The organism is Sinorhizobium sp. 22678 (assembly GCF_052044265.1).
GTDB classification, from domain to species: Bacteria; Pseudomonadota; Alphaproteobacteria; order Rhizobiales; family Rhizobiaceae; genus Sinorhizobium; species Sinorhizobium meliloti_A.
In genome coordinates this window covers 1-16,493 of record NZ_JBQEMS010000011.1, presented here as the reverse complement: position 1 = coordinate 16,493, position 16,493 = coordinate 1, and the positions used below count along the sequence as shown (strand labels likewise).

General features: G+C 63.7%; 15 protein-coding genes. 8 read left to right on the top strand and 7 right to left on the bottom strand.

Annotated features, from left to right (window positions below; translation table 11 throughout):
- Positions 1-186: 186 nt before the first annotated feature.
- A complete protein-coding gene (locus ACTJKL_RS17520) occupies positions 187-3,693 on the top strand; it encodes a hybrid sensor histidine kinase/response regulator (protein WP_338278016.1) in 3,507 nt (1,168 codons plus the stop codon).
- 180 nt (positions 3,694-3,873) lie between these two features.
- On the opposite strand, the gene ACTJKL_RS17515 is transcribed toward ACTJKL_RS17520, so the two are convergent.
- Positions 3,874-4,521 (bottom strand): response regulator, encoded by a 648-nt coding sequence (locus tag ACTJKL_RS17515; RefSeq protein WP_029959395.1) that lies wholly within the window; start codon positions 4,519-4,521, stop codon positions 3,874-3,876.
- Positions 4,522-4,661: 140 nt separating this feature from the next.
- Positions 4,662-5,099, bottom strand: coding sequence for a hypothetical protein (locus ACTJKL_RS17510; protein ID WP_100669655.1), 438 nt, complete (start codon positions 5,097-5,099; stop codon positions 4,662-4,664).
- A gap of 120 nt (positions 5,100-5,219) precedes the next feature.
- On the opposite strand from ACTJKL_RS17510, the gene ACTJKL_RS17505 reads away from it, so the two are divergent.
- A complete protein-coding gene (locus tag ACTJKL_RS17505; protein ID WP_100670017.1) occupies positions 5,220-5,567 on the top strand; it encodes a DUF952 domain-containing protein in 348 nt (115 codons plus the stop codon).
- Positions 5,564-6,652 carry a quinone-dependent dihydroorotate dehydrogenase gene (locus tag ACTJKL_RS17500; protein ID WP_100669656.1) on the top strand — a complete coding sequence of 363 codons (1,089 nt, stop codon included), beginning with the start codon at positions 5,564-5,566 and terminating at the stop codon, positions 6,650-6,652. Before ACTJKL_RS17505 ends, ACTJKL_RS17500 begins: the two co-directional genes overlap by 4 nt.
- Here the strand turns inward: ACTJKL_RS17500 and ACTJKL_RS17495 are convergent.
- Genes ACTJKL_RS17495 through ACTJKL_RS17485 form a run of 3 tightly spaced genes read right to left on the bottom strand, consistent with a single transcriptional unit; the run spans position 6,628 to position 8,814 of the window.
- A complete protein-coding gene (locus ACTJKL_RS17495; RefSeq protein WP_338278011.1) occupies positions 6,628-7,995 on the bottom strand; it encodes an MATE family efflux transporter in 1,368 nt (455 codons plus the stop codon). The two genes, ACTJKL_RS17500 and ACTJKL_RS17495, sit on opposite strands and share 25 nt — an antisense overlap.
- Before the next feature lie 46 nt (positions 7,996-8,041).
- Entirely contained in the window at positions 8,042-8,545 is a 504-nt protein-coding gene (locus tag ACTJKL_RS17490) for a CAP domain-containing protein (RefSeq protein ID WP_437407878.1), read from the bottom strand.
- A 2-nt stretch (positions 8,546-8,547) separates the two neighbouring features.
- Positions 8,548-8,814, bottom strand: coding sequence for a DUF6460 domain-containing protein (locus tag ACTJKL_RS17485; protein WP_003530117.1), 267 nt, complete (start codon positions 8,812-8,814; stop codon positions 8,548-8,550).
- A gap of 147 nt (positions 8,815-8,961) precedes the next feature.
- Between ACTJKL_RS17485 and ACTJKL_RS17480 the strand changes: the two genes are divergently transcribed.
- Both ACTJKL_RS17480 and ACTJKL_RS17475 read left to right on the top strand, forming a co-directional pair.
- Positions 8,962-9,900 carry a class I SAM-dependent methyltransferase gene (locus tag ACTJKL_RS17480; protein ID WP_440853416.1) on the top strand — a complete coding sequence of 313 codons (939 nt, stop codon included), beginning with the start codon at positions 8,962-8,964 and terminating at the stop codon, positions 9,898-9,900.
- A 112-nt stretch (positions 9,901-10,012) separates the two neighbouring features.
- Complete coding sequence (locus ACTJKL_RS17475; RefSeq protein WP_440853415.1) at positions 10,013-10,648, top strand: YitT family protein; 636 nt, start codon at positions 10,013-10,015, stop codon at positions 10,646-10,648.
- 91 nt (positions 10,649-10,739) lie between these two features.
- Here ACTJKL_RS17475 and ACTJKL_RS17470 read toward each other — a convergent pair whose 3' ends face one another.
- Both ACTJKL_RS17470 and ACTJKL_RS17465 read right to left on the bottom strand, forming a co-directional pair.
- Complete coding sequence (locus ACTJKL_RS17470; protein WP_440853414.1) at positions 10,740-11,201, bottom strand: carboxymuconolactone decarboxylase family protein; 462 nt, start codon at positions 11,199-11,201, stop codon at positions 10,740-10,742.
- A gap of 38 nt (positions 11,202-11,239) precedes the next feature.
- Positions 11,240-11,746: an Rrf2 family transcriptional regulator gene (locus tag ACTJKL_RS17465; RefSeq protein ID WP_026168526.1), complete on the bottom strand. Its 507-nt coding sequence runs from the start codon at positions 11,744-11,746 to the stop codon at positions 11,240-11,242.
- 106 nt (positions 11,747-11,852) lie between these two features.
- On the opposite strand from ACTJKL_RS17465, the gene ACTJKL_RS17460 reads away from it, so the two are divergent.
- The 3 genes from ACTJKL_RS17460 to ACTJKL_RS17450 all read left to right on the top strand — a co-directional run bounded on the left by ACTJKL_RS17460 (position 11,853) and on the right by ACTJKL_RS17450 (position 16,475).
- Positions 11,853-14,402 carry a ligase-associated DNA damage response DEXH box helicase gene (locus ACTJKL_RS17460; protein WP_440853517.1) on the top strand — a complete coding sequence of 850 codons (2,550 nt, stop codon included), beginning with the start codon at positions 11,853-11,855 and terminating at the stop codon, positions 14,400-14,402.
- Between the two features lie 240 nt (positions 14,403-14,642).
- Positions 14,643-15,371: a ligase-associated DNA damage response endonuclease PdeM gene (gene pdeM / locus ACTJKL_RS17455; RefSeq protein WP_100669662.1), complete on the top strand. Its 729-nt coding sequence runs from the start codon at positions 14,643-14,645 to the stop codon at positions 15,369-15,371.
- A gap of 158 nt (positions 15,372-15,529) precedes the next feature.
- Positions 15,530-16,475, top strand: a protein-coding gene (locus ACTJKL_RS17450) for an IS630 family transposase (protein WP_440853413.1) whose coding sequence is annotated in 2 segments (ribosomal slippage) — positions 15,530-15,868 and positions 15,870-16,475 — 945 coding nt in all. Because the reading frame shifts where the segments join, the coding sequence is not laid out codon by codon here.
- Positions 16,476-16,493: the final 18 nt, after the last annotated feature.

The window sequence follows — 16,493 nt, the reverse complement described above, 5'->3', positions numbered from 1 at the left end:
CCCGCACCTGTCTTGCGCGGCAACCGCCGGTAGGAATCTAGACCAAAGCCCCGCGTGAGGAAATCGCACTCCTTGCATTTGGTCAAGCGCTGCGGATATCGGCGCGTTATCTTGAACTTAAGACTGATGCACCGCCGATTTCCAACCAAATGGACTTGCCCTATGCTGGCAGCGGAGGAGTGAGGCATGCTTTCGGGTTCGGTCATTTTTGCCTCGGCCTTCGCCTATCTGTTGCTGCTCTTCGCAGTTGCAAGCTATGGCGACCGGCGAGCCAGACGAAACAAGATTGCCGAGAAGGGCAGGCCGCTCGTCTATGCGCTGAGCCTGGCGATCTACTGCACCTCCTGGACCTATTTCGGCGGCGTCGGCCTTGCGGCGGAGCGCGGACTCGAATTCACCGGCATCTACATCGGTCCGATCCTGATGTTCACGTTCGGCATGCCGCTGATCCGCCGCATCGTTCGGCTCGCCAAGACCGAAAAGCTAACCTCCGTCGCCGATTTCGTGGCTGCGCGCTACGGCAAGAACCCGGCCGTTGCGGCAATCGTCGCGCTGATCTCGCTCGTCGGGGCCATTCCCTATATCGCATTGCAGCTCAAGGCGGTGTCGAGTTCGGTCGCCACGATGATCGACACCAGCGACTACGGCATAGGTTCGGGCGAGAACTTCGTCGACCTGCCGCTTCTGGTCACGCTCTTTCTCGCCTGTTTCGCGATAGTCTTCGGTACACGCCACACGGATGCGACGGAACACCAGGACGGCCTGATCCTCGCGATCGCGATGGAATCGGTCGTCAAGCTCGTGGCGATGCTCACGGTGGGCATCTATATCGTCTTCTTCCTGTTCGGCGGGCCTGCAAATCTATGGGCGGAAGCGCAGCAGAGTCCCACGGTGCTCGCCGCGCTCGAATACCAGACGCCGGTCGCGCGCTGGATTCTGATGATCGCGCTTTCCGCCTTCGGCATCATCATGCTTCCCCGGCAATTTCACGTGACGGTCGTGGAAAACCGCACCGATAACGAACTGCGCACGGCGGGCATCCTCTTCCCGCTCTATCTGATCGCAATCAACGCCTTCGTCCTGCCGATCGCGATCGCCGGCATCCTGACCTTCTCCGGCTCCGGCAATGCGGATCTCTATCTTCTGGCACTGCCGCTTGCCGGCGACGTGCCGCTCGTCACGCTTTTCACCTTCATCGGCGGCTTCTCCGCGGCGACCGCCATGGTCATCGTCGCTTCGGTCGCGCTCTCGATCATGGTTTCGAACGACATCGTCATGCCGGTATTCCTGCGCCGCAGGCTCGGCACCCGCGGCTCTCTCCAGGAGGACATGGCCGGTACGCTCCTCAATATCCGCCGAACGGCGATCTTCGTCGTCCTCTTCCTCGGCTACGGCTATTATCGCGCCGCCGATATCAGCGCCGGGCTTGCCTCGCTCGGACTGCTCTCCTTCGCCGCCATCGCGCAGATGGCGCCGGCGCTCCTCGGCGGACTCGTCTGGCGGCAGGCCAATGCCCGCGGCGCGATCGCCGGGATGGTCAGCGGCTTTCTCGTCTGGGCCTATGTCCTTTTCCTGCCGAGCCTCGGCGGGCCGGACAATTCCCACATCGCCTCCACGGTGCTCAGCTTCCTGCTGCCCTTCGCCGATCTCTTCTCCGGCGCCCAGTCAGACCCGCTGGTAAATGCGACGGCTCTCAGCATGCTCGTCAATGTCGCGGCCTATATCGTGGGTTCGCTGACGCGCGCGCCCAAACCCTTGGAGCGTTTCCAGGCGGGCGTCTTCATCACCCGCCGCTCACGCACCGAGCGGACCTTCCGCGGGCGCAAGACCAAGGTGACGGTGCGCGACCTCAAGACGACGATCGGCCGTTACATGGGCGAGGAGCGCATGCAGCGCTCCTTCCATACCTATGAGCAGCAATCCGGCCGCTGGCTCGACGACAACGCCTCCGCCGACATGGCGCTTGTCCACTTCTCGGAACAATTGCTCGGCAGCGCGATCGGCTCGTCTTCCGCCCGGCTCGTCCTTTCACTTGTCCTGCAGCGCATGGACGACACCTCCTCCGACACCGCCTGGCTGCTCGACCAGGCAAGCGAGGCGCTCCAATACAACCAGGACATGCTGCATACGGCACTCTCGCAGATGGACCAGGGCATTGCCGTCTTCGACAACGCCAACAATCTCATCATCTGGAACCGCCGTTTCCGGGAACTCCTGGATCTCCCCGAGGCCGCCGGACAGGTGGGCTTTCCGCTGGCCGACATCGTCGCGATTCTTGCCCGTCGCGGGGATGTCCGCCAGGATGAGGAGAAGGCGCTGATCGCCAACTTCCTGACGCTCGACAAGCCGTTCCTGCTCGAACTCGAAGGCGGCGCCCGCATCCTGGAGGTCAGAAGCAATGCCATGCCCGACAAGGGCATCGTCACGACCTACACCGACATAACACAGCGCGTCGCGGCCGACATGGCGCTCAAACAGGCGAATGAAACGCTGGAACTGCGCGTCGCCGAGCGGACGGGAGAACTCACACGCGTCAACCGCGAACTGGGCGAGGCAAGGGCGGCCGCCGAGGAGGCGAATATCGGCAAGACCCGCTTCTTTGCCGCTGCCGGTCACGACATCCTGCAGCCCTTGAACGCGGCACGGCTCTACTCCTCGTCGCTGGTCGAGCGACTCGGAGATTCCGACAACCGGGCGCTGGTGCAGAACATCGATTCATCGCTGGAATCGGTGGAAGCCATCCTCGGCGCCGTGCTCGACATTTCGCGGCTCGACACCGGCGCGATGAAGCCGCGCCTGCAATCCGTACCGCTCGACGAATTGCTCAGGCGGATCGAGACGGATTTCGCGCCGATGGCGAGGGCGAAGGATATCGAACTCGTCATCATGCCGACATCGCTCGCAGCGCGCAGCGATCCGAACCTGCTCCGGCGCCTCGTCCAGAACCTCGTATCGAACGCCATAAAATACACACTCCGGGGCAAGGTGCTGGTGGGCGTGCGCCGGCACGGACAGACGGCGACGATCGAAGTTCTCGATTCGGGCATCGGAATTCCAACATCGAAATTCCGCACCGTCTTCAAGGAATTCGCGCGCCTCGAAGAAGGCGCGCGAACCGCGTCGGGGCTCGGCCTCGGTCTCTCCATCGTCGACCGCATCTCGCGGGTTCTCAATCACCCGGTCGGCCTGCAATCGAAGCCCGGGAAAGGCACCGGCTTCAAGGTCACCGTGCCGCTCGACAAGAGCGCCGGCGGCAGGGTCAGGCCGCAACCCGTCGCAGCGGCGAAAACGAGCGAAGCACTGGCCGGGCTAAACGTCATCTGCATCGACAACGAGCCGAAGATTCTCGAAGGCATGGCCCTGCTGCTCGGCGGCTGGGGCTGCAGCGTGACGACCGCCGAATCGCTCGCCGCCTGCACTGAAATGGCGCCCGGTACATTGAGCGTGCGTCCCGACGCGGTCGTCGCCGACTATCACCTCGGCGACGGCACCGGCGTCGAGGCGATCGCCGCGATCCGCGGCCTCTGGCAGGAGAGTATCCCCGCACTCATGGTAACGGCCGACCGGTCACCGGAAGTGCGCGGCGCCGCCGAACGGGACGGCGTCTCGCTGCAGCACAAGCCCGTCCGCCCGGCCGCGCTGCGCGCCTGGCTCACGCAGCTTGCCGCGGCGGGCCGCGCCGCGGCGGAATAGCGGCGGGATAATTGGCTTAGCTCGGGATCGCCCCTCATCCGGCCTGCCGGCCACCTTCTCCCCGCAGGCGGGGCGAAGGGACAAGTCGCGAACTCCTGACGCACCCTCACCGCTCAAAAACGGGGAGAGGGTCGCGGCAGCGGGATGAGGGGCAAAATCTCCAGCGTGGGGAGCGGCCGCTCAGGCCGCCGCGACCGTCCCCAGCTTCGATAGCTGGATCACCGCCTGTGTACGGCTGTCGACGTTGAGCTTCAGGAGGATCGCCGAGACATGCGCCTTGATCGTCGCCTCGGAGACGCCGAGTTCATAGGCGATCTGCTTGTTGAGCAGCCCCTCGGCGAGCATCGAGAGGACGCGGGACTGCTGCGGCGTCAATGTCTGCAGCCGGTGCAGCAGGTCGGCAACCTCCGGCTCGTATTCCTGGTTCTGGTCGTAACCGGCCGGGACGAACACCTCGCCGGCCATCACCTTTGCGATGCCTTCACGGATTTCCTCGATACCGGCCGATTTGGACAGGAACCCTGCCGCGCCCAGGTCGAGCGCACGATGGATGGTCGCCGGATCGTCATGGGCCGAGACAATCATCACGGGCAGGCTCGGAAACTCGGCACGCAGCGCGATCAGCCCCGAAAGCCCGCTCACGCCCGGCATCGTCAGGTCGAGCAGCATCAGATCGGCGTCCGGGTTGTCGGCCGCAGCCCTGCGCGCAGCGGCGAAATCTCCGGCCTCGACGATGGCCGGTGCGCCCGCCATGCCGCTCAGCGCCTGGCGCATTGCGCCACGAAAGAGCGGGTGGTCGTCGGCGATGATGATGGTCATTTCCGGCATGATGACGCTCCCTCCCAAGAGCCTCGGCTGCCATCCTGCAGCTTTGCGCTGTGGATCTGCCGTATCATCTTATTCCCAAATGATCCCTGTTTCAGGGAAACATGCGCGGCGCGTGCCCTCCAGCACGTCACCGCTCGTTTTCAGGTCTTCTGCGGCAGATTCTCACCCTCGTCGGCGGAATCGCTGCCCTTGTCCTCGAATTCCTTCACGATTCCCATGAACTTGCGCACCATTCTTTCCATGATGCTCATTGCCCGGTCAATCTCTTCATCGTCGGGTAGCGCCGGTTCGGCCGCGGTTTCACCGCTTTCCACGGCCTTTTCCAGCGCTTCGATGCGACTTGTGAGGAGGTCGAGTTCGCGCTCGAATGCGGCTCTCTCGTCGGCCGCCATCCTGCAGATGAGCTCCCCGCCCTTTTCCTGGCACAAGGTGACCTCGCCGGTCTCGGTGTCGAGCCGGGCTAATCCCGTTTCCGACTTCTGCATGCTGTAGCGGCCGGGCGAGGCTTCCTGCGCAGCCGCCGGGGCAATGAGACCGAACCCCAACCCGACTGCGAGTATTGCGACTGCCTGTCTCATGACGTTCTCTCCGTTGAATGCTTACGGAAAATCCGCCTCGATCTCATGCTGTGCGGTGGACAGGCGCCGATATTTGCGGCAAGGCCATCACTCATGCTCACGACGGATAAGCGAACAAAGATGAACGCTACCATATACAAGATCGTTCCGGCACTTCTATGGCAGGAGGCGCGGCGGACCGGCGCGTTTGCAGGCGCGCCCGTCGATCTCGCCGACGGGTTCATTCATTTTTCGACCCGGGACCAGGTCGTCGAAACCGCCTCCCGGCATTTCGAGGGTCAGGGCGACCTGCTGCTCGTTGCGGTCGACGCGCCGGCACTGGGCGACAAACTCGTCTATGAGCCCTCTCGCGGCGGCGCGCTGTTTCCGCATCTTTACGCTCCGCTCCCGCTTGACGCCGTATTGTGGGAGAAGCCCCTGCCGCTGCGGCCGGACGGTCAGCACAGCTTCCCGGAACTCGCCCCATGATCCGCCGGTTGGAGCACCTCGCACGGCGCGGCCTCTTCCTCTTCGATCCGGAAGCGGCGCACGGCCTTTCGATCAAGGCGCTGAAAGGCGGCCTGGTGCCGAGTTGCGCCGCGCCGGCGGACCCCCGGCTCGGGCAAACCGTGGCGGGCCTCGTTTTTCCCAACCCAGTCGGCATGGCCGCCGGCTATGACAAGAATGCCGAAGTCCCGGAAGCGCTGCTGAAGATCGGCTTCGGCTTTACCGAGATCGGCACGGTAACGCCGAGGCCGCAGCCGGGCAACGACAAGCCGCGGCTCTTCCGGCTCGTCGAGGACGAGGCGGTGATCAACCGGCTCGGCTTCAACAACGAGGGGCACGGGGCGGCGCTGGCGCGGCTCAAGGCCTGCTCGCGCGAGGCGCTGATCGGCGTCAATATCGGCGCCAATAAGGACAGCGCCGACCGGATCGCCGACTACGTGACAGGCATCCATACCTTCCATTCGGTGGCACGCTATTTCACCGCCAACATCTCCTCGCCCAACACGCCGGGCCTGCGCGATCTGCAGGCGCGCGAGAGTCTCTCGGCGCTGCTTTCGGCCGTGCTTTCCGCCCGGGACGATGAGGCGCGAAAAAGCGGCCGGCAGGTTCCGGTCTTCCTCAAGATCGCTCCGGACCTGACCGAAGAAGGCATGGACGACATCGCAGCCGAGGTGCTGGCGCATCGTCTGGACGGGTTGATCGTTTCCAACACGACGCTTTCGCGCGAGGGTCTGAAGGACCGGCGCCAGGCCAACGAAGCCGGCGGCCTTTCCGGAAAGCCGCTCTTCGAGAAATCGACGGCAGTGCTCGCCCGGATGCGCAAGCGGGTAGGACCGCACTTGCCGATCATCGGGGTCGGCGGCGTGTGCTCGGCGGAAACCGCAGCGGAAAAGATCCGCGCCGGAGCCGATCTCGTCCAGCTTTATTCCTGCATGGTCTATGAGGGACCGGGATTGCCGGGCCGGATCGTGCGCGGCCTCTCGGCCCTTTGCGAGCGCGAGAAACTTGCCTCGATCCGCGACATCCGCGACAGCCGGCTCGACTACTGGAGCGGCCGGAACGTCTGAGCCGCCCGGCGCGGCACCATCAGCAGCAGGAAAGCGCCGCGCAGCAGCAGGAAAAGGTTGAGCGCGGCCCACAGACCGTGATTGCCGAAGGCAGGGACGAGCACGGCAAGCGCCGCCACGTAGCCGATGAAGGCGGCCAGCATCATATTGCGCATGTCGCGCGACCAGCCGGCACCGATGAAGACGCCGTCCATCAGGAAGGCGAGTGCGCCGGTCAGCGCCGTCACGGCCGCCCATGGCATATATTCATAGGCGAGCGCGCGCACGTCCGGCCCAGTCGTCAGCATGTTCACCACGGTGTTGCCGAAAGCGAGCAGGACGAGCGTGGTCGATGCGGCGAGGCCCAGCGACCACAGGGCAGTCATCCGCAGAACCCGGTCGAAAGCGGGGCGATAACCGGCACCGATCGACCGACCCGTCAGTTGCTCGGCCGCGGTGGCAAGCCCGTCGAGATAATAGCCGGCCACAAGGAAGATCGTCATCAGCACGGCGTTTGCCGCAAGCGTCACCGGCCCGAAGGACGTGCCGATCCGGGTCACGAGCGTGAAGGCGGCCAGAAGGGCGAACGAGCGGATCATGATATCGCGGTTGAGGCCGAACAGTTTCTTCAGGCGGTCGCCGGCAAAGATCATCGCCCAACCGGGCGCGTCCTTCCTGTCGAAGCGGCCGTAGACGACGGCAAAACCCGCAAGCGCGCCGATCACCTCACCCGCCACGGTGCCGATCGCGACGCCGGCCACGCCCCAGCCCAGAACGAGGCCGAGCAGGATCGAGAGTACGATATTGGTGCCGTTGATCAGCGTCTGCAGCATCAGGCCGAGCGTGCCCTCGCCGCGCCCGAGCACGAATCCGAGGATGGCGTAGTTGGCGAGGGCGGCCGGGCCGGAAAGGATGCGATAGAGGAAATAGGTTCGCGTCACCTCCGCAACCTCCGGACCGGGCCCCATAAGCCAGAGGCCGGCGGAAAGCAGGATGGGCGATATAAGCACGATGGTGCCGCCGGTGACGAGCGCGATCATGAGCGAACGCCAGAAGACCGCCTGCTGTTCGCGCCGGTCTCCCCGTCCATAGGCTTGCGCGACGAGACCCGTGGTTGCGGCACGCAGGAAATTGAAAGTGGTGAAGATGAGGTCGAACATCACCGCGCCGACCGCGAGACCTGCGAGCAGCTCTGCCTTGCCGAGCCGTCCGACGACGGCCGTGTCGACGAGGCCGAGGAGCGGCGTCGTCAGAAAGCCGAGCGTCATCGGCAGGGCGATCGAGAAGATAAGCCGGTTGGTGACCAGGAAAGGTCCGGCTTCGGGGTTGTCCGTGTCGCGTTCGAGGCTTTGCGTAGCCGTCATGATCCTGTCCCTACGGTCCGATTCCGTAGGTCACCCGGGAATCAGCTCAGCTGCAGAGCACCATGGCCCAATAGGGGCGGTTTCCGGAAGCGGAATTCTGCGCCACGGCGACGCCGAGCCCCCGGTAATTGCCGAGCATGTTTTCAAGATGCTTCGGAGAATTGAACCAGGCATCGTAGGCGCGCCCGGCATCCTTCTGACCGACGGCGATGTTTTCGGCGGCCGGCAGCGTGACGCCCTGCCCCTTCATCCGATCGTAGAAACTGTCCCGCCAGCCGATATTGTGCCGCATCTTGCCCGCGCTCGCCATGCGTGCCGCCTGATGCATGGCCGCAACGGAAGCGACCGGGTCGCCGGAAAGCGCCGGAAGACCCCTGCCCTTGCGCAGCGTGTTGACGTAACCGAGCGTCGCTTCGGTCTGATCGCTGCCCGTACCACTGCCCGGAGAAAGGAGATTCGAGGTGGTGCAGCCGGTGATAAGACCGAGGGAGACCACGGCACCGGCACGCAGAAGCAGCCGTCTGCGGGCGACAAAGATCTGGTCGTGCATGCTTACCGTCGATAGCTGAAGAGACGCAGAATGATGAAGAGCGGAATGACGACGACCGCGCCGAGGAGCAGGTAGTCGCCCACCCGTCCGAGAGCCGCGAATCCGGTCCGCCAGAGATCGAGGAGGAAGTTTCGGATACCGTAATAGATATCTGCCGGATACCAGTCGAAGACCGTCATCACGAAGCCGACCAGGATCGACACTACCAGCAGCTTGACGAGCACGCGTAGCGGCGAGTCCCCCAAGAATTTGTTTATTCCGTCCGACATCAGCGAGAACTTCTCCTGTTTCCCTTCACATAAGCCGCCATTCCCAAGCGTGCAAGGCATGACGGCCCGAGGTGCCGCTTTCAGAATCCGCTTGTATTTTGCCTTTTGCGGCGTCAGAAGCGTCCATCGCAACCAAGCCGCATCTCCATGACCTTCAACCAGCTCTCCTCCGGCGACCTGATCGCCGACCGCCGCGCCGACTACGCGAAGATGCTTGCGGAAGCGGGCGATGCGCCAGGTGCGGCGGAACTCATGGCCCAGGCGCTGGAGCTTGCCCCGGAATGGGCGGCCGGTTGGTTCAGGCTGGCGGACTATGAAGAGAAATCGGGCCGAATAGAGGCAGCCGTCGACGCGCTGCGCAATACGCTTCGGCTCAATCCGGAAGACATATTCGGCGCCAGCCTCAAGCTCGCTTTGCTCGGCGCTACCGAGACGCCCGAACAGCCGCCGAGCGTTTACGTCGAGCGCCTTTTCGACGACTATGCCGAGCGCTTCGACCACGCGCTCGTCGAAAAGCTCGGCTACAGCGTCCCGGAGAAACTTGCGGCCCTGATCGACCGGGTGAACGGCGTCGGGCGTTTTCGCCACGTCACCGATCTCGGCTGCGGCACCGGGCTCTTCGGCGAACGTATCCGCGATCGCGCCGATTTCCTCGAGGGTTTCGATCTTTCCGCCAATATGCTCGCCAAGGCCGAAGCGAAGGGTGTCTATGACCGCCTCGCCCAGGCGGACCTTTCATTGGCTCCCGAGGATTCGGGCGTGTTCGGCGGGCTGGAGCAGCGGCGTGCCGACCTCGTCAGCGCGGCGGACGTTCTGATGTATCTCGGCAATCTCGAAGGTGTCTTCGTCATCGCCGACCGCCTGCTCGCACCGGGCGGGCTCTTCGCGTTTTCCGCCGAGGATGCAGGCGGGGCCGACGGCTTCGTGCTGCGTCCGTCGCTGCGCTACGCGCATCCGGAAACCTATATCGCCTCCCTCTGCGAAGAGAGCGGTCTGTCCATGATCGGGACCGAGCGCACGACCATCCGCAGGGATGCCGGCGAGCCCGTCGCCGGGATATTATTCCTCGCCCGCAAGCCGTCTTGATGCAGCTCCCCGACGCGTGCGGCGAAAATAGGTCAGCATTGCTTACATATTTTGCTTGAATTTTTTTGTGCGCTGCAGCAATGGTGATTTCGTCGCGATCTGAGGGTCAGCCATGGCACAGGCAAGCAGCGTTTTCGGTCTCTGGAATACAAGCCCCACACGTCACACGCCCGTGGAGGACGTTCAAGGCGTCTTTTCCGGCAGCCTCGTCGCCGCCCTCGGTCTCTATTTCCTGGCGAGCGCCGGACTTCTGACCGGCAGCACCGCCGGCGTCGCCTTTCTTTTGCATTACGCCACGGGCGTGAACTTCGGTCTCACCTTCTTCCTGCTCAATCTGCCGTTCTTCTACCTGTCGCTGAAGCGGCTCGGTCCGGCCTTCACGCTCAAGACCTTCATTGCCATCGCGCTCACCTCGTTCCTGACCGACATGCAATCGCGTCTTTTCGAGATCGGGCAGATTCACCCGGGCTGGGCCGCTCTCATCGGCGGCCTACTCCTCGGATACGGTCTCCTGGCGCTCTACCGCCACCGCGCGAGCCTCGGCGGCGTGGGTATATTGGGCATCTACCTGCAGGAGCGCTTCGGCATTCGCGCCGGTCTCGTGCAACTCGCGATCGACATGATCGTTCTGGCGGCAGCATTCTTCGTGACGACGCCGACGGTCGTCATCTGGTCGGTAATCGGCGCGGTCGTCCTCAACGTTTTCGTGACGATCAACCACCGCGCCGACCGCTACATCGCTCTGTAACAGCCCTATCGCTTCCGGGAATTGTGTAGTCTCAAGTGGTTAGAGAGCGTGGTGCGGACCGAAACCCGCACACACTTTTCCTCATCCCGCTCTAAGCCGCCACGGCCGGCTCGTCGATCGGGGGCAAGGCGCGGAAGCCGACGCACAGCCGGTTCCACACGTTGATGGCGCCGATAGCGACGGTGATCTTGGTCATTTCCTCCTCGTTGAAATGCGCCTTGAGCGCCTCATAGGCGTCGTCGGGCGCACGTGTCTCGGCCACATTGGTCAGCGCCTCGGTCCAGCCGAGGACCGCCCGTTCGCGCTTGTCGAAATGCGGCGATTCGCGCCAGACACAGACGAGGTTGATCCATTGCTGGCTGAGGCCGCTGTGGCGCGCCTCCTTGGTGTGCATGTCCACGCAATAGGCGCAGCCATTGATCTGCGATGCGCGCAGCTTGATCAGGTGGATAAGGCGAGGCTCGATTCCGGAGCCTTTGACATAGCTGTCGAGCGCGGCGACCGCCTTGTAGGCGTCCGGAGCGGCTTTCGCAAAATTCAGACGTGACTGCATAATCTTCTCCTGTTTGGCTGATTGGATGGTGGTTCACATCAGGCGGCGTTGCCCGATTTCCGTTCATGAAGGGCGAGAAAACCGTTCGTTCGCGCCGCGATCGCCCCGTCGCGGTCGATAGCTTTCAGGTCGGCCATGATACCGGCGATGGTCACGCGCCGGAGTTCGGCGCGATAGGCCTGCTCGGCCCTGAGCATCGCGACATTGATCGTGCACGGCGCGGCCGGCTTGCAGGAATAGGGATTGGGGCCGCGAAGGCGGATTTCGTTGCAGCGAAAGGCGGGCTCCGCCCCCTCCACCGCGAGGACGATATCGAGCAGGGTGATCTTCTCGGGCGCGCGCGCAAGCCGGTAGCCGCCCTTCGGCCCCGGCACGGCTTCGAGCAGTCCGGCCCCCGACATCGCCTGCAGATGCTTCAGCAGGTAACTGGTCGAGACGCCGTGGAACTCAGCAAGCGCTGCGGCCGACAGGGTACTGCCGGGCTGAAGACAGCTCAGCATCGTCACGCTGTGAATGGCCTGTTCGACGCCGTCGCCGAGTTTCATCTGCATCTCCTATCGTAGATAAAATTTATCCATGATTCTCGTTGGGAGTCAATCCTTGCAGCAGCACGAAGATGCCGGCTTCTCTTTTGCCGCGTTTGATCTACCTTTGTTCTGCGTGGACAGGATCGATTCTCCGTCGCCGGAAGGCGACGCCCTGACGTTGCCTTCACCCTTTCTCCGGTGGTTCGCCGAAAAGGGTTGGCGCCCGCGCGCCCATCAGCTCAAGCTTCTCTCACGCGCCGAGGCGGGCGAGAGCACGCTTCTGATCGCGCCGACCGGAGCCGGCAAAACGCTTGCCGGCTTTCTGCCCTCCCTCGTCGACATCACCAGGCGCGGCAGGATCCCGCCCGGCGCGGCCTTCACCGGCATTCACACGCTCTACATCTCGCCGCTCAAGGCGCTTGCCGTCGATATCGAGCGCAACCTCATGAAACCGGTCGGCGAGATGGGGCTGCCGGTGAGCATCGAAAACCGCACCGGCGACACGCCGCAGGGCAAGCGGCAGAGGCAGAAGCTCAACCCGCCCGACATACTGCTCACAACGCCGGAGCAGCTCGCGCTGCTTCTGGCCAATGGCGAGGCGGAGCGCTTCTTCAAGGACCTGCGCTATGTGGTGCTGGACGAGTTGCATTCGCTGGTGATGTCGAAGCGCGGCCATCTCCTCTCGCTTGGCCTCGCGCGGCTGCGCCGCCTGGCGCCCCGTCTCCAGACGACGGGTCTTTCGGCTACGGTCGCCGATCCGATGGATCTGCAGCGCTGGCTGATCGCTCAATCTCTCGCCAAGGAGAACCATGCGGGACTGATCACCGTTTCCGGGGGCGCAAAGCCCGAGATCTCCATCCTGCGGACCGAGAACCAGGTGCCTTGGGCCGGGCATTCGGCGCGCTATGCAATCCCGGATGTCTACGCTGCCATCAAGAAACACCGGACGACGCTGCTCTTCGTCAATACCCGCAGCCAGGCCGAGATGCTGTTCCAGGAACTCTGGAAAATCAACGACGACAATCTGCCGATCGCTCTGCACCACGGCTCTCTCGATGTCGCCCAGCGCCGCAGGGTCGAGGCGGCAATGGCAGAAAACCGCCTGCGCGCCGTCGTCGCCACGTCGACCCTCGATCTCGGCATCGACTGGGGCGACGTCGATCTGGTCGTCCATGTCGGGGCGCCGAAGGGAGCAAGCCGGCTGGCGCAGCGCATCGGCCGCGCCAACCACCGCATGGACGAACCGAGCCGCGCGATTCTGGTTCCGGCCAACCGTTTCGAGGTTATGGAGTGCCAGGCGGCGCTCGACGCCAATTACGTCGGCGCTCAGGACACGCCGTCGATCGGCAGGGGTGCTCTCGACGTGCTGGCGCAACATATCCTGGGCATGGCCTGCGCGCAGCCCTTCGATGCGCTTGAACTCTATGACGAGGTGATCAGCGCTGCGCCGTATGCCCGGCTTCCCTGGGAAACCTTCGAGCGCGCCGTCGATCTTGTCGCGACCGGCGGCTACGCGCTTCGCACCTATGAGCGCTATGCCCGCATTCGCAAGACGAAGGACGGGCTCTGGCGGGTCTCCAACCCGATGGTTGCTCAGCAATACCGCCTCAATGTCGGGACGATCGTCGAGTCGCCGATGTTGAATATCCGCATGGTCAAGCGCAATCAGCGCGGTTCGCTTGGCCGCGGCGGCATGTCGCTCGGCAAAGTCGAGGAATCGTTCCTCGAAATGCTTTCCCCGGGCGACACCTTCGTCTTTTCCGGCAAGGTGCTGCGCTTCGAAGGCATCCGCGAGAACGAGTGCCTGGCCTCGCAGGCCTTTTCCTTCGATCCCAAGGTGCCGAGCTATGCCGGCGGCAAGTTTCCGCTCTCCACCTATCTCGCAGCACAGGTGCGAAAGATGCTCGCCGATCCGGCCCGCCGCGCAGGTCTGCCCGACCAGGTCAGGGACTGGCTGGCGCTGCAGGGCGACGTGTCGATGCTTCCGCGCGACGACGAACTCCTGATCGAGACCTTCCCGCGAGGCAGCCGGCACTACATGGTCATCTACGCCTTCGAAGGCAGGCTTGCCCACCAGACGCTCGGCATGCTCCTTACCCGTCGTCTCGACCGCGCCGGCCTGAAGCCGCTCGGCTTCGTGGCGACCGACTATTCGCTCGCCATCTGGGCGCTCGACGACATGGGCGCGGCGTTCCGGGCGCGGGCGCCGTCGCTCGGGCAGCTCTTCGACGAGGATATGCTGGGCGACGATCTGGAGGCGTGGCTGAACGAATCCTTCCTCCTGAAACGTACCTTCCGCAATTGCGCGGTCATCGCTGGACTCATCGAGCAGCGCCACCCCGGCAGGGAGAAGACCGGGCGGCAGATCACCGTTTCCGCCGATCTCATTTATGACGTATTGCGCGCGCACGAGCCGGATCACATTCTCCTAGAGGCGACGCGCAACGATGCGGCCACGGGACTTTTGGACATCGACCGCCTCGGCTCCATGCTCAAGCGGATCAAGGGCCATATCACCCATCGCAGGCTCGATCAGATCTCGCCGCTTGCCATCCCGGTAATGCTGGAGATCGGACGGGAATCGGTGCATGGAGAAGCGCAGGACTTCCTGCTCACGGAAGCGGCCGACGACCTGATCAACGAGGCGATGAGCGGCCACGGTACGGATGGATGAGAGAATTATGAGAGAGCGAAAATCCTCCCCAAGCCCCCAACCCCTCCGCGGCGCCCCTCATCCGCCTGCCGGCACCTTCTCCCCGCAGGCGGGGAGAAGGGACCCGCGGCAAGCGCCGCCGCTACCGTTTTCACCGGTATCGTGGGGCACGTCCCCTCTCCCCGTGTGCGGGGAGAGGGTTAGGGTGAGGGGCAAGCCGGAGGAAAGAAGCCTTTTTCGCCCACACACAAGAACACCGCAATGACCATGCATCGGCTCATCTACGCGACATCACCTGCCGTCAGCCCATCCCTGCACGCGCGCACGTCCATCAATGGAATCGCCGCGATCTGCGATCCGCTCGGCGGTCTCTACTTTCCCGAAAGCCGCACCCTCGTCGTATCCGACCTGCATCTCGAAAAAGGCTCCGCCTTTGCGCGGCGCGGCATGATGCTGCCTCCCTACGATACGCTTGCGACGCTCAGGATATTGGAGGCGGTCATCGCCCGCCACGACCCCGCGACCGTCATCAGTCTTGGCGATAATTTCCACGACCGGAAGGGATCGGCTGCAATGCCGGAGACCTTCCGCCAGATGATCGCGGCCATGGCCTGCGGCCGCGAATGGATCTGGATCAACGGCAATCATGATCCGGACGGCGCACAGGGGCTTCCCGGCGCCTCCATGGACGAGCTCCGCCACGCGGGCCTGGTCTTCCGGCACGAGCCTTCGAGACGCGACGGCATCGGCGAGATCGCCGGCCACCTGCATCCTTCGGCGACCGTGAGGCGACGGGAAAGATCGGTGAGGCGCGCCTGCTTCGCGACCGACGGCAAGCGCCTCGTCATGCCTGCTTTCGGGGTCACGACGGGAGGTCTCGACCTCAGGCACCGTGAGATGAGCGGCCTTTTCGAGCGGCAGCAGCTCGTCGCCCATATGCTTGGCCGCGACCGAATCTATTCGGTGCGCTTCGCCAACCTTCTCGGGTGAGGTTAGAGCACTTCCAGGAAAAGTGTGTAACGGTTTCCGTCCGGAAGTGCGTAGTTTCACGGCCCTAGAGTCGGTCAGCCTTAAGCTGAATCGAACCGGGATTCCCTTTTTGCTTCGATTGTGATTCAAGATCATTGCTGGTGAGGAGGCCAGCAATGATGGCGCGACCTCTTTCTCTTGATTTACGCCAGCGCGTCGCCGACGCCTTGGCAGGAGGCATGACGGTGCGGGCGGCAGCGTTGCGCTTTGGAATATCAGCGGCGACGGCGGTGCGGATCGGCCAGCTCGACCGGTCCGGCCGCGGTTTGGCGCCGGCCAAGATGGGTGGCCATGTCAAACCCATGCTGCGGGGCGCGGCGGCCGATGAGGTTCACCGTCGGCTGGCGGCCAAGCCCGATTGGACGGTGCGGGCGCTTGCCGCCGATCTGAAGGCGGCCGGGATCGATGTCTCTCACGACACCGTTTGGCGTTTCCTGCGCCGCGAAGGCAAGACATTTAAAAAAAACGCTGATCGCCAGCGAACAGGACAGGCCGAAGGTGGCGCGGTTCCGAAGCCGCTGGAAGACCCATCAACATCGACTTGATCCGCGCCGCCTGGTGTTCGTCGACGAAACCTGGGTCAAAACCAACATGACGCGCACCCGCGGCTGGTGTCAGCGCGGCCAGCCGCTTTTCGCCAGAATACCGCATGGCCATTGGAAGACGCTGACCTTCCTCGCCGGGCTGCGCCACGACCGCATCGTCGCGCCCTTCGTGCTCGATGGCCCGATCAACGGCATTGCCTTCACCGCGTGGGTCGAGCAATGCCTGGCACCAACCCTCAGTCCCGGCGATATCGTCATCCTCGACAATCTCGGCAGCCATAAGGGCAAGCCTGCGCGCAACGCCATCCGCGATGCCGGCGCCCATCTGTTCTTCCTGCCGCCTTACAGCCCCGACCTCAATCCGATCGAGATGATGTTCGCCAAACTGAAGACCCTGCTGCGCAAATCCGACGAGCGCAGCGTCGACGCGACATGGAGACGCCTCGGCGAAGTCCTCAAAGCCTTCAACCCGCACGAATGCGCCGCCTATCTCAGGCATGCAGGATATGTTTCAACATAAACCTGACAGACTCTAGAA